11 protein-coding genes and 1 tRNA gene are annotated in these 14,098 nt (G+C 43.7%); 9 read left to right on the top strand and 3 right to left on the bottom strand.

Going from position 1 to position 14,098, the window contains the following annotated elements; all coding sequences use genetic code 11:
- Both ABIO93_RS09910 and ABIO93_RS09905 read right to left on the bottom strand, forming a co-directional pair.
- Window positions 1-537, bottom strand: a 537-nt coding sequence (locus ABIO93_RS09910; RefSeq protein ID WP_348067059.1) for an ABC transporter transmembrane domain-containing protein, incomplete at its 3' end; no start/stop codon positions are given.
- A 131-nt stretch (window positions 538-668) separates the two neighbouring features.
- Window positions 669-742 (bottom strand) — tRNA-Met (locus ABIO93_RS09905).
- Window positions 743-941: 199 nt separating this feature from the next.
- Here ABIO93_RS09905 and ABIO93_RS09900 point away from each other — a divergent pair.
- The 6 genes from ABIO93_RS09900 to menD all read left to right on the top strand — a co-directional run bounded on the left by ABIO93_RS09900 (window position 942) and on the right by menD (window position 8,204).
- Entirely contained in the window at window positions 942-1,334 is a 393-nt protein-coding gene (locus ABIO93_RS09900) for an START-like domain-containing protein (RefSeq protein ID WP_348067057.1), read from the top strand.
- Window positions 1,334-2,827 (top strand): LptF/LptG family permease, encoded by a 1,494-nt coding sequence (locus tag ABIO93_RS09895; RefSeq protein ID WP_348067055.1) that lies wholly within the window; start codon window positions 1,334-1,336, stop codon window positions 2,825-2,827. Before ABIO93_RS09900 ends, ABIO93_RS09895 begins: the two co-directional genes overlap by 1 nt.
- Window positions 2,828-2,931: 104 nt before the next feature.
- Entirely contained in the window at window positions 2,932-3,207 is a 276-nt protein-coding gene (gene rpsO / locus ABIO93_RS09890; protein WP_348067053.1) for a 30S ribosomal protein S15, read from the top strand.
- Between the two features lie 113 nt (window positions 3,208-3,320).
- On the top strand, window positions 3,321-5,456 hold the full coding sequence (pnp, locus tag ABIO93_RS09885; protein ID WP_348067051.1) for a polyribonucleotide nucleotidyltransferase: 2,136 nt from the start codon (window positions 3,321-3,323) through the stop codon (window positions 5,454-5,456).
- A 68-nt stretch (window positions 5,457-5,524) separates the two neighbouring features.
- Entirely contained in the window at window positions 5,525-6,388 is an 864-nt protein-coding gene (locus ABIO93_RS09880; RefSeq protein ID WP_131957614.1) for a sigma-70 family RNA polymerase sigma factor, read from the top strand.
- 97 nt (window positions 6,389-6,485) lie between these two features.
- A complete protein-coding gene (menD, locus tag ABIO93_RS09875; protein WP_348067049.1) occupies window positions 6,486-8,204 on the top strand; it encodes a 2-succinyl-5-enolpyruvyl-6-hydroxy-3-cyclohexene-1-carboxylic-acid synthase in 1,719 nt (572 codons plus the stop codon).
- Window position 8,205: 1 nt separating this feature from the next.
- Here menD and ABIO93_RS09870 read toward each other — a convergent pair whose 3' ends face one another.
- Window positions 8,206-9,141 (bottom strand): tetratricopeptide repeat protein, encoded by a 936-nt coding sequence (locus ABIO93_RS09870; protein ID WP_348067046.1) that lies wholly within the window; start codon window positions 9,139-9,141, stop codon window positions 8,206-8,208.
- A 125-nt stretch (window positions 9,142-9,266) separates the two neighbouring features.
- On the opposite strand from ABIO93_RS09870, the gene ABIO93_RS09865 reads away from it, so the two are divergent.
- The 3 genes from ABIO93_RS09865 to ABIO93_RS09855 all read left to right on the top strand — a co-directional run.
- A complete protein-coding gene (locus tag ABIO93_RS09865) occupies window positions 9,267-9,518 on the top strand; it encodes a hypothetical protein (protein ID WP_348067044.1) in 252 nt (83 codons plus the stop codon).
- Between the two features lie 157 nt (window positions 9,519-9,675).
- A complete protein-coding gene (locus tag ABIO93_RS09860) occupies window positions 9,676-12,693 on the top strand; it encodes a tetratricopeptide repeat protein (RefSeq protein WP_348067042.1) in 3,018 nt (1,005 codons plus the stop codon).
- A 38-nt stretch (window positions 12,694-12,731) separates the two neighbouring features.
- Window positions 12,732-14,098, top strand: a 1,367-nt coding sequence (locus ABIO93_RS09855) for a TonB-dependent receptor (protein WP_348067040.1), incomplete at its 3' end; no start/stop codon positions are given.

The raw sequence follows: 14,098 nt of genomic DNA, 5'->3' as shown, positions 1-14,098 counted from the left end.
GGCAAGTACTACTGATCCGACGAGGTAAATGAGGGGCAGCATTGGGCTGAGCTTATAAGCCACAATGACCACAAATACGATACCCACCAATGTTGCAAACAGTACATTGACGAAGCTGGTAATGAATTTTTCGCAATCGGCCCTTACTTTCTGCAGTACAGATAATGTTTCGCCGCTACGCTGGTCCTCGAAATCCTGGAAGGGTAGGCGTAGGGCGTGCCGAAGCCCGTCGGTGTACAGGCTGGCACCAAATTTTTGTATAACAACATTAACAACATAATCCTGAAATGCTTTGGCAATGCGCGAGACCATTGCAGTACCGATGATCATGAGCAGGCCTATCAGGATACCTTTGAAAAATTCATTTTTCAGGCCATTGGTTCTGAAATGTTCAGCTTTGTTGGCGTAGGGATCAATGAGGTAATTGCCGAGTATGTAGGGATTTAGAAGCGAAAAGATCTGGTTGATTGCAGCCATGGCCAGGGCCAGCAAAATGAGGCCTTTATACCGGCTAAGATATTGGAGTAGTAATTTCATACAGTTCTGTGGTGAATTCGGTGGTATAACCTAAAATGGTAAACCGAAAGTTTGGGAATTTAATTCTTCAAACCGGGAAAAAGGAAGGGGCAATAAAAAAGACATCCGGTCGGGATGTCTGATTTGCAATGTAGCGGGGAGCAGGATCGAACTGCCGACCTTAGGGTTATGAATCCTACGCTCTAACCATCTGAGCTACCCCGCCGTCGTAATTGTGGTGCAAAAGTATGTTAAATAAAGTTATTGCGCAATCAGTTTCTTCGATTTAACCTTAAATTTCTGATAAATTAAAAAAAGCAAAATTAACTTTACAGGCATTTATTCTCGAATTATGCTATATTACAACTTTTAAATCAGCAAGTAAGACAGGAACTGATACGGTCACCCTTTTAATTTTAGTACCTATGGAAAAATATAAGTTTATTACCGAGTTCGAATTGCGTTCCTCTCCCAAAGTACTATTTCCATATATCTCTACGCCTTCGGGCCTGGAACAATGGTTTGCCGAAAAAGTAACTGTATTACCGGACCACCGTTTCGATTTTCAATGGGATGGTGACAGCCACATTGCCAAGCAGACCGGACTAAGAATTAATAAGGCAGTAAAATTTGACTTCGAAAATACAAGCGAGGATAACCTCGATAATAACCATGTGGAACTAAAATTGGAAGTTAGCGAGTTAACCCAGACAACATTCCTGCGGGTGATCGACTATTCGGCCAACCGCGATCAGGACGAGCTGAATTCGCTTTGGGATGGGTTTATTGTTAATTTAAGAGAAATAGTAGGTAGTTGATGAAAAAGCTGGATAAGCTTATTTTAATGTCCTTTTGGGGACCATTTATCATTACAATGTCAGTCGTGGTTTTCGTTTTTTTAATGAGGATCATGATCTTTTATATAGATGACTTCGTTTCGAAGGATCTGGGGATCACTGACTATGCGCAGTTATTCTTCTTCTTTAGTCTGATTACCGTGCCTACTGCGCTTCCCCTTGCTATGCTGCTATCCTCGCTGATGGCGTTCGGTAACCTTGGGGAATTTTTTGAACTGACGGCCATTAAAAGTGCGGGAATATCGGTCGTGCGGGCGATGGCACCACTTTTCATTGTTGCGGTAGGTATCAGTGTATTTTCATTTTTCTTCAATGACCGTGTATCTCCCTGGGCAAACCTCAAAGGGTATAGCCTGTTATATGATATCAAGACCACCAAAGCGACGTTGAAGATCAAAGAAGGTATCTTTTACAATGACTTACCGGGATACAGCATTAAGGTGGATCAGAAGCAGGAAAACGGGAAGCTGATCGGAATGGTGATCTACAAGCATAACAACCGGTCGTACGAGCTGGGTAATACTGAAATCATCCTGGCAGACTCGGGCAGAATGTACTCCATCAACGAGAACCGCTACCTGGTCATCGAGCTTTATAACGGAACCCGTTATACCGATGAGAGCGGTTCAGCGAGTTCACGACCTGTGTACATCGCAGCGCCGGGAGGAACTGCTTCCAAATTTTCCAATTTCAGCCGTAACTCGTTCAGGCATTACCGGTTGACGGAAAGTCTGTCATCTTTTGGAATGAAACGTACCGATGAGGGACAGTTCAAGTACCATGAGTTTATGAAAAACATCACGGACCTTACTTCCACGGCCGATTCGCTGCGTAACTCTTACAATGAGACCCAGAAAAACCTCGTTTCAGGCAGTCAGCAGTATTATTCGTACAACTACCGGGAGGGTACGGATAAGACCATTAAAAAAGGAAAATGGATCGATTCCCTGCTGACCAAACCGGTTTCAGACAGTTTAAAGAAAGAAATACTGCTCAACACTAAGAGTGCGTCGAATAGTATGCTGAGCTATACCAAGTCACAAACGGATTATCTTCAGACTAAACTGAAAGATGCGACGAAGTATGAATTGGAAAAACACCATAAATATACCCAGGCATTGTCCTGCCTGATCATGTTCCTGATCGGTGCGCCGCTGGGGGCGATCATCAAAAAAGGCGGCTTTGGGGTACCGGTACTGGTCTCGATTTTGTTCTTTATCCTGCTTTACGTGTTGACCAATCAGGGCGACAAATGGGTGAAGGAAGGGCTACTGGTTGTGCCGGTGGGAGCCTGGATGGCCAATACGGTGCTGTTTTTGGCAGGAGTGTATTTCATCGACCGCGCCAAAAGCGATTCGCGGCTTTTTGAGAAAGATGTGTACCAGATGTTTGTCAAAAGAATTAAAACAAGATGGGCAAGTAGATTTGGTAAAACGCAGCTTATCCAATCATAGTTAAATTATATTTTTATAATAGGGATAAAAATCTTAATTTTGCAACCTTATTTATGGCAGGGTGCTGTAAAATACTTATAAATATTTAATCTGTTGTTACAATTATGTATTTAACCGCGGAAAAGAAGGCTGAAATCTTCGAATCGAAAGGGTTTAAGAAAGAAGGCGGAGATACTGGATCTCCTGAATCACAAATTGCTTTATTTACGTACCGTATCAACTATTTGAACGAGCACTTAAAAACGCACAAAAAAGACAATGACACAAGACTAGGCCTCCTTAAGATGGTAGGAAAGCGTAGAAGATTGTTGGATTATCTTTACAAAAAGGACATTAACCGCTACCGTGCGATTATTGCCGAATTGAACATACGTAAGTAATTTAAAATCAGGGAACTTCAATATTATGAAAGTTCCCTGATTTTTTGCGGAAATTAACAAATCAGAAATGTCAGGATGGCATTTCACAGCTACAAAAAATCAAAAAACATTCTATGCTCTTTAATATAGTTACCAAGACTATAACCTTACCAGACGGCAGGGAAATCACCATTGAAACAGGAAAATTAGCGAAACAGGCCGATGGGTCGGTTGTTGTCAGAATGGGTAACACCATGTTGCTGGCCACTGTTGTTGCTAACAAGGATATTAAGGAAGGTCTTGACTTCTTACCGCTTTCGGTTGACTATCAGGAAAAATTTGCATCTGCCGGCCGCATCCCCGGAAGCTTCCAACGCCGTGAAGGCAGACTGTCCGATCACGAAATATTGATTAGTCGTTTGGTGGATCGCGTTTTGCGTCCATTGTTTCCGGACGATTACCACGCGGAAGTTCAAGTAAATATTTTATTAATTTCTGCTGATGCGAACGCATTGCCTGACGCACTGGCGGCGTTAGCAGCATCTGCGGCACTTGCCGCATCGGATATTCCTTTCGGAGGACCGGTTTCAGAAGTACGTATAGCGAAAATTGATGGTGGATATGTAGTAAACCCAAGTTCAGCTGATCTGGAACGTGCTACACTTGAACTGATGGTAGGAGCGACTTACAATGACATCGCGATGGTGGAAGGTGAAATGAGCGAGGTGTCTGAAGAAGAAGTGATCGAAGCTTTAAAAATCGCACACGATGTGATTAAGACCCAATGTGTTGCTTTGAAGGAATTTGAAGCAGAAGTTGGTAAAACTGAAAAAAGAGAATATGTAGGCGACGCTACTGACGAAGAACTGGAAGTGCGTTTGAGATCATTCGCTTACGATAAAATTTATAAAGTAACGCAAGGCGGTTCGACCAACAAGCAGGTAAGGAAAGATGGTTTCAAAGCTGTTTGGGAAGAATTTACTGCCAGCATTGGTGAGGAAGAGGAAGTGAGCATGAGCTTGGCCAAGCGTTATTTCAATGATCTGGTTTGGGAAGCGTCACGTCGTCTGGTTTTAGATGAACGTATTCGCCTTGATGGCCGTAAATTGGATGAAGTTCGTCCTATTGCTTCTGAAATTGACTTTTTGCCAAATGCACACGGTTCTGCCTTGTTCACAAGAGGAGAAACCCAGTCTTTGACAACAGTTACATTGGGTACCAAAAACGATGAGCAGATCGTGGATACCCCGATGAAATACGGTTATAGCAAATTCATGCTGCATTACAACTTCCCTGGATTTTCGACAGGCGAAGTGAAGCCTAACCGCGGACCTGGCCGTCGTGAAGTAGGACATGGTAACCTGGCATTACGTGCATTGAAAAAAGTATTGCCGCAAGCTGAGGATAACCCATACACGATCCGTATCGTTTCCGACATTCTGGAATCCAATGGTTCTTCTTCCATGGCTACTGTTTGTGCAGGATCTCTTGCATTGATGGATTCAGGATTAAAGATCAAAGCGCCGGTTTCAGGTATTGCTATGGGTCTTATTTCTGACGAAGCTACTGGCAAGTATGCGGTACTTTCCGACATTCTGGGCGATGAAGATCACCTGGGTGACATGGATTTCAAAGTGACTGGTACAGAAGCTGGTATTACGGCCTGCCAGATGGATATGAAAGTGAATGGTCTTTCGTTTGAAGTGTTGACCGAAGCGTTAATGCAAGCGAAAGCTGGCCGTCTTCACATCTTGGGCGAGATGAGCAAAACGATGACCCAAAGCCGCGCAGACCTGAAACCACATACGCCTCGTGCGATTGTGATCAAGATCGATCGCGAGATGATCGGGGCAGTAATCGGGCCTGGTGGTAAAGTGGTTCAGGACATTCAAAAAGAATCCGGAGCGACTGTTTCTATCGAGGAGAAAGATGGTGCTGGTTTTGTAAGTATATTCTCGGCTGATAAGACTTCAATGGATAAAGCCGTAGCGCGTATTAAAGGTATTATTCTGGTACCTGAAATCGGCGAGATTTATAGCGGTAAAGTAAAATCAATTATGCCTTTTGGTGCATTCGTTGAATTCCTTCCTGGAAAAGACGGTTTGCTGCACATATCCGAAATCAAGTGGGAGCGTCTGGAGAAAATGGACGGTGTTCTTGAAGTTGGTGAGGATGTTCAGGTTAAATTAGTGGAGATCGACAAGAAAACAGGCAAGTATCGCTTGTCACGGAAAGTGTTGCTGCCGAAGCCAGAGAACAAAAATGATTAAAATAGTGTTTTTGATTTACAAGGACACTATTTAACGTCGTTATATATACATATTAATAAAAGATTTAGATGAGACAGCTAAAGATCAGTAAGCAAATTACCAACCGTGAAAGTCAGTCGTTAGATAAATATTTGCAGGAAATCGGTAAGGTGGATTTGCTAACGCCGGATGAGGAAGTGACGTTAGCTCAAAAAATCAGGGATGGTGATCAGCTCGCTTTGGAAAGATTGACCAAAGCAAACCTTAGGTTTGTGGTTTCCGTAGCAAAACAATATCAAAATCAAGGCTTATCGCTTGGCGACTTAATCAATGAGGGAAACCTTGGTTTGATTAAAGCAGCACAGCGTTTTGACGAAACAAGGGGTTTTAAATTTATCTCTTACGCCGTTTGGTGGATCCGTCAATCTATACTTCAGGCGCTTGCAGAACAGTCAAGGATCGTACGTTTACCATTGAACCGTGTAGGTTCTCTGAATAAAATATCCAAGACTTTTTCCGAACTGGAACAAAAATTCGAGCGTGAACCATCACCCGAGGAATTGGCCGAAGTACTTGAAATTTCATCATCGGAAGTTGTCGATACCATGAAAATCTCAGGTCGTCATGTTTCGATGGATGCTCCTTTCGTTCAGGGTGAAGAAAACAGTTTGCTGGATGTACTTGAAAATGATCTGGAAGATAAGCCGGACTCAGGACTTGTCAATGAGTCACTTCGTAAAGAAGTTCAGCGCGCACTTTGCACTTTGACACAACGTGAAGCTGATGTGATCGCATTGTATTTTGGCTTAAATGGCGAGCATGCGATGACTTTGGAAGAGATAGGAGAGAAGTTCAATTTAACCCGTGAACGTGTACGTCAGATCAAAGAAAAAGCAATCAGAAGGCTGCGTCATGTTTCCAGAAGCAAAGCTTTGAAAACTTACCTTGGTTAATTGCACGTGATCCGATTCGCGTTGAGACTGAAAAGTTTTTATTTGAGATAAAGAATTCGTTAAATAGCCTCGTGAGAGGCTATTTTTATTTCCGATTATGGCAATTTTACAACCCCTGATTGATCTTGCAGCGATTTGCTTTGAAAAGGGAGTACGGCATGTAGTGATATCGCCCGGCTCCCGCAGCGCCGCATTAACCTTAGCTTTTGTACGACACGACGGCTTTCAGATCCACACGTGTATGGATGAGCGTCCGGCCGGCTTTATCGGGCTGGGAATAGCCCAGCAAACAGGCGTTCCTGTCGTTTTAATATGCACCTCTGGTAGTGCGGCGTATAATTTCGCTCCGGCGGTTTCTGAGGCCTTTTTTCAGCAGATACCATTACTTGTTTTAACGGCCGACCGGCCCAAAGAATGGCTGCACCAGTACGACGGACAGACCATTTACCAATCGGAGATTTACGGAAAACATGTAAAGCGTTCATTTGAACTCTCGCCCGACTATGCTCATACGGATGTGCAGTGGGCGATCAATCGCATTACCAATGAGGCTTTGAATGTGGCCGGTACGGTCCCGTTGGGACCAGTTCATATTAATGTGCCCATTAGAGAGCCATTTTACCCCAAAGAATCCGACGAGTTCCGGCCTTCTGAACACATTAGAATCATTCAGCGGCAACAATCTGAGGCTGGCTTATCTTCCGAAGTATGGCACCAGCTATTGGATGAATGGGACGATTCGAGGAGAATTCTGATCGCAGGCGGACAGCAAAAAAGCAACGCAGAACTTAGTCAAATTCTGGGTCGGATCACCGAAGAATGGGACATTCCGGTGGTTGGTGACTGTATCACCAACCTTGGCGTCAACGATCAGTTTATTCGTCATCAAGATCTGTTCCTCGGCTCAGAAAACAATGCGGAATTGAGGCCATATCTGCTTGTAACCTTCGGACTGTCGTTTATTTCGAAAGAATTAAAGCAGTTCTTAAGAAAGAACCCGCCTTTGAGGCATTGGCATATCAGTGAAGACGTGTTCCTGACTGATGCGATGCAATCGATGACAAGGCAAATCGCCGTGTCTCCCGAATATTTCTTTAAAAATATCTACGAAAAAATTGATTATCAGTTATTTACAGAAAACTCAGAGCCTGAAACTGACTCTTCATTTCTAACAATCTGGCGGCAAAAGGAGGCGTTTGCGGGTAATTTAAAGCAAAATTACCTTGTGAATCTAACGTCGTTAAATGATTTAACTGCAATAGAAATTTTTTTTAAGTTAGTAAAAATGCCAATTCAGTTACATGTAGCGAATAGTATGTCTATCCGATATGTGAATGTGCTGGGGACTGATATGGGTGATGCGGAGGTATTTTCAAATCGGGGGACAAGCGGAATAGATGGCTGCGTAAGTACCGCGATCGGAGCAGCAATGGTCAATCAAAATCCAACGTTTTTGATAGTAGGCGATGTCGCATTTTTATATGACAGGAACGGACTGCTGATCAATGGACTTCCGCAAAATCTCAAAATCATTGTGATCAATAATGCAGGAGGAAATATCTTTCGAATGATCGACGGGCCTACCGGTTTATCGGAGCTGGAAGATTATTTTGAAACCAGGCATTCATTTACAGCCCGGCGAACCTGCGAGGATTCGGGAATCCATTATTTCAGTGTGAATAAATTTGATTCTCTGGAAAAAAATATGTCTGATTTTATAAGCAACCCCGGACTTAGCCTGATAGAAATTTTCACAGACCCTTACGAGAATGAGAGAGTCTGGAAAGAACTTAAAACATTGGCCCGACAAAGCTAGATTAACGGCAATTTTTTGCCAGTTCTGCGACCGATATCGAATCCTTGAGCATTACTCCCTGCTTCCATATCTTGCACGCCTCAGACTTATTATTTTGACTAAAATATGCACGGCCCGTCAAGCCGTAAAGCCATTCAACGGGTTCGGCAATATCAATCGCTTTCAGATATTCTGTTAAGGCTTTGTCTGGCTGTCCGATTTGCTGATAATAAATACCCAGGTTACGTAATGCATAGCCATTTGCAGGCAGTTTTTCAAGAGATCTTTCAATGAGTTCTTTGGCTTCATTGCTTTTTCCGGTCTGCAAAAGCACATATCCTTTGTTGTTCAAAACGTAAGGATCGGCAGGGTTGGAATTAAGAACCTGATCAAAGTAGGAGAGGGCCACATTCCATTTCTGTTCCCGGGTTGCAATGAGACCAAGGTTATTGAGTGCCTGAGGCTGGCTGGGACTCAATGCCATGGCTTTTTCAAAATCCACCTTCGCAGTTGGGTAAGTACCTAGCCTGTAATACACAGCGCCACGGTTCACCAGCGCTTCCACATTGTTGGGTGCAAGTTGCAGGGACTGATCATATTCTTGAATAGCCAATGAAGCATTTCCCTCAGCTTCCATGATGTTGCCTTTGATCAGATAAAATCGAGTAGAGTCCTTGTACGCTTTTTCGATCTGCCGAAGATCCTCCTTCGCCTCCCTCAAACGGCCCAGATCAAGGCCTGCTTCTGACCGGACGAGATTCGCCTGTACGAGAGAAGGATCAATTCTGATGGCTTCTGTTAAAATCTCGAAGGCATCCTGTGTACGGCCTAATTTCAATAAAGTTATTCCCTTATTGAGGTAGGCGTCCGAAAAATCTGCATTTTTGGCAATTGCTTCATCATACAGGCGCAATGCTTCGGCATAGTTCTTTTGGCTCAGGGCTTGGTTGCCTTTCAAGAAAAAGTCAGCTGCATCCTTCTTATCCTGACCTGAACAGCCAAGAATTATTAGTACTAAAAATATTGGTATATATAAGCGCTTGATAATGAATAACATGAATTTAGTATTATTAATAAAATAGAATGAGATACATTAAGGATATCCCGCATGTCCAGTTTAAGATTGGTCTTTACCAATGGAACAGTAAATACATTATTAAAGTAGAATCGGGAATGTATGAGCAAACTTACAAAATCGACGATTACGAAGTCGAAAGTACTGAGGAAATAGAACGCTGCATGGACGATGATTTCATGTCGTCGGTACAGTCCAAGTTTGAAGCTATGCACAATGATTTTTACACCACACTGAAAAGGAATAATGTCCTTTTCTAGCTTTTAAATGCACATTAGCATGACCAACGTATACGGTTTTAGTCCGCGATTCGTTAGATAGCAAACAATTTTGAGCGGTAAGTGTGCACCCAAATACTCTTATTAGGATATGGTTTACCACAATAATTTAATTCAAAAATCCACCAACTCAGTTTCTATGGTTTTTAAACACGGCGCCTCCACCTTTGGAATGCTCTTATATGTTGGCGCGTCTTCAGTTCTGGCCCAAAATACACTCAGTGTTACAGAACCGGAAGCCCATTTTCGTAATGGCCTTGAATATTACGAAAAGTCCAATTACGTAGCTGCAAGACAAGAATTCGGGGAATTCCTCAATACTCAGGATAAGTTACTCAGTACGAGCGATTATAATAAGGTTACTGCTGAGTATTACGTGGCGGTTACGGGGCTTTATCTCAATTATCCCGAAGCCGAAGTACAGGTAGACAGGTTTGTTAAGAACCATGCTGAGCACCCCAAAGCGCAGCAGATCTATGGTGATCTGGGCAGGTACTACTATGAAGGCGGTAACTACGAAAAGGCCATTACCTATCTTGAAAAGGCAGTTCAGTTGTCCGGATCGGGTGGTAAGAAGACGGAAAGTACGTATCAGCTGGCCATGTCTTACTATAACACCAAACAGCCGGACCTTGCATTACCGCTATTTAATCAGGTGAAAACGGAGACATCGTTCGCTAATGCAGCAGATGCTTCTTTTTACGCCGGTGTGATCAATTACCAGAAAAACAACTTTGAGGAGGCTTACCAGGATTTTCAAAGAATACAGGATCATCCCTATTATAAGAATGAGGCGCCTAACTGGATTATATCATCATTGTACCAGCTTAAAAAGTATGATGAGCTGCTGGAATATGGTGAGAAGCTTTTAGGTTCACAAAGAGGAAATACTAAACTGGATGACGTAGCCTTGTACGTAGCGGAAGTGTATTACGAAAAAGGAGATTATGTATCTGCGGTAAAAGCTTACGAACGTTACAAGCGCATGAAACCAGGTGCAGTGCCTCCTACCGTGGCTTTACATTACGGCCATGCGCAGTTCAGGAGCAGCAATTTTGAAGGGGCAATAACTACATTAAAACCAGTTGGTCCGGGCAAAGATTCTGTTTCGCAGTACGCTTCTTATATACTGGGAATCAGCTACTTAAAGACGAATAATTTAAGTTATGCTTTAACGTCATTTGATAACGCTGCAAAGTTGGACTATAATGTTGTTGTGAAGGAAGAAGCCGCGTATAACCACGCGAAAGTGCAGTTGGAATCGGGAAACAACAATGACGCTGTGAAAGAGTTCAACGACTTCATGAATAAGTATCCCCAAAGCAAGCATATTGACGAAGCAACGGAATTAGTAGCAGAAGGATACGCCGGTGCAAGCAATAACGCAGGGGCCATTAAGTATATTGAAGGGCTTACAAAAAGGAATGCTAAAATTAATGGCACCTATCAGAGGCTGACTTACAACCAGGGGGTACTGGAATTTAATCAGGAAAAGTTCGAACCAGCGATCCTACTTTTTGATAAGGCGCTAAAATTCCCGATTGATGAGCAAATCAATAATGCTGCGTTTTACTACAAAGCGGAAGCAACTTACGGACTCAAACGTGTGGACGAAGCTGCTGCATTGTACAACCAGATCTCAAAAAATCCGAAAGCCGGTATCTACGCCCGTAAGAGCCTTTATGCTTTAGGGTACATTTACTATAACCAGAAAAAATACGGGCAAGCGCTGACCTACTTCAAGGAGTTTACCAACAACATTGAGGGAATGGATGCCCAGATGATCGAGGATGCTTACTCACGGCTTGCCGACTGTTACCTGGCCGCCAAGAATTACAATGAGGCGATCAGGACTTATGAGCAAGTATCGGCCAAAGGAAAAGTGGATAAAGATTACGCGTTGTTCCAGAAAGCCCGCGCGTATGTATATATGAACCGAGAGCCTGAGGCGCGTCGGCAGTTTGAGCAGCTGATCAGCCAGTATCCTTCTTCCAGATACCTGGACGATGCCTATTTCCAGCTGGCTGATATTGATTTCCAAAACCAGAGCTATTCAGCGGCGGTGAAAGGATTCACGAGGATGATCAACGAGAAACCCAAGAGCCAGATTATTCCTGCTGCACTGCTTCGTCGCGCACAGTCATATTATAACCTGCAAGTGTATGAGCAGGCGATTGTCGATTTCCGTAAGATATTAACTGAATACTCCGAATCGCCTTCGGCTAGCAGTGCATTGGAGGGAATACAGGAGAGTTACACTGCGGTAGGCCGTCCGGAGGAATTTACCCAGGTACTTGGGGTAGTTAGAAAAAACAATCCTGGCAATGAGAAGCTGGAAGAAGTGGAGTTCGACAATGTGCGGAACCTGTATTATGCTGAAAAGTATGAAAATGCGATCAACTCGCTGCAAGAGTTCGTTAAGAGCTACCCGGCCAGCAAGCACCAGTATGATGCTAACTATTTCATTGCTTCGTCTTATGACAAGACCGGTAAGGTGAATGAAGCATTGCAGTATTTCAGTAAAGTAGTTCAGCAAAACAAGTCCACATTCGTTGCGGCCTCAGCTCAAAGATCTGCCGAACTGGAAATCGGAAGAGGCAACTATAACAATGCAGTGACCAATTTCAGGGTGTTACTGAGAAATGCAGAGAGCAAGAAAGAGCAGACACAGGCCTGGATCGGTTTAATGGACACGTATTATACCTTGAAAAGCTACGATTCTACCCTGTATTATGCCAAGGAAGTGATTAATGTGGGCAACGTTATTCCGGGAGGCCTGGGCAAGGCGCAGCTTTATTTGGGTAAGGTACCTTATGAGCGGGGCGATCTGAACAAGGCGGCGGAAGAATTTAAGAAGGTAGCTGCTACCTCGAAAGATGAGTATGGTGCGGAAGCAAGTTACTGGTCGGCGATGGTCCTTTATAAAAACAAAAAATATAAAGAGGCTGAAACGGCTATTATCGACATGGGTAAATTGTTTGAAGGCTATGATTACTGGCGCGCACGGTCGTTTATCCTTTTGGCTGATGTATATGTTGGCATGAATGAGATGGGCCAGGCTAAGGCTACGCTGAGCTCGATCATCGACAATTCGGATGACAAAGAGGCCGTTGAACTGGCTAAGGAAAAATTGACCCAGATCGAAAAACTGAAATGATTAATACCTGTTCAGGTAAACAGAAAATCCAATAACTCATGACGAATTCCAAAGCAATACGTTCTTCCATATTTTTATTGACACTGGGCTTTTCTTCCCAATTCGCCCTGGCCCAAAAGGGTGAGATCGAAAGTCAGACGTATGAAATCGTAAAGGAGAAAAGTATAGAATTTGCGCCTGCCAACCGCGTGTTTGATAAAGTACAGCCGATACAGGGCGAAACTGGCAAGAAAAAGGTTGCTTACGAAATCATCGACCCGCAGATTAACATTTCATCTCCGAAACTGACTCCCAGTGTAGGTGTTTCTTCCGACGAAAAAGAGCGGCAAGATCAGCCTGATGTGCTGAATAACTACGTGAAATTAGGTGGCGGTAATTATGGTAGGTTTTTGGGAGATCTTTTCGTAGGCGGAAGGCCGTCGGAAGACCTGGTGATCACGTCGCAACTCAAACACCTGTCCGCGGCTAATGGTCCCGTTGATGGCAAAAATTCGGCGAATGCTTCCACCAATGTGAGGGCTGGTTTAAAGTACATCCGCAGTACTTACAAAGTCGAAGCAGCACTCGATTATGACCGCAAAAACTACTACTTCTACGGCTATAAGCCACAACCCGATGGTGTGGTGGTTGATCGGGACACAATCAGGCAGACGATTAACCAGTTTGGCGTGAACCTGGGCTTCGAAAATACGGATGCTTCGGTAGCGGTCGACTACTCTGTTAAAACAAGCCTCCATACTTTACGTGACCGGTATAATGCTTCCGAGCTGGACTGGGGTACAAAGCTGATGGCTTCGGTTCCTATTTCCAAGTCATTCTACGCCCTGCTGGACGCTGATGCTTTCCTTTCGCAACGTGTGGATAGGTTGACCTATAATCGGAACCTTTTCCGTGTGAAACCCACATTCAAATACGTTACTGAGCTGTTTTCGGTGACTGCGGGATTAAACGCGGTGAATGAAACGGACAGCGAGCTGGACATTAACAGAACCAAGGCTTATCCGGTGCTGAACATTGACGTAACACCTTTCACAGGGCTGCACATATTTGCAGGCTGGAATGGGGATATCGTGAGAAACACTTTGAAAAGTATGCTGGCGGAGAACCAGTGGCTTGGACCTAATGTGCTGATCGTGAATACGGAGAAGACTTATGAAATCAGTGGCGGTGTTAAAGGAGAAACCACTTCGGGCTTTAATTACGAAGGTAAGGTTGCCTACACGCAGTACCACAACTTTTACAACTTCAACAATTCGCTGGCCGACAGTTCGAAGTTCTCGATTATATATGATACCGGCAAAACGAAGGTACTGACCATTTCGGGACAGGCGGGCTATAACTTTAATGATTTGTTCAAGACTTCTCTTAAGGTAAACTTCTTTGATTATGCGATGGGTTCAGTAGA

It is taken from the genome of Dyadobacter sp. (genome assembly GCF_039919315.1).
Classification (GTDB): Bacteria; Bacteroidota; Bacteroidia; order Cytophagales; family Spirosomataceae; genus Dyadobacter.
The sequence above is the reverse complement of the archived record's forward strand: the minus strand, read 5'-3'. Positions and strand labels throughout refer to the sequence as shown.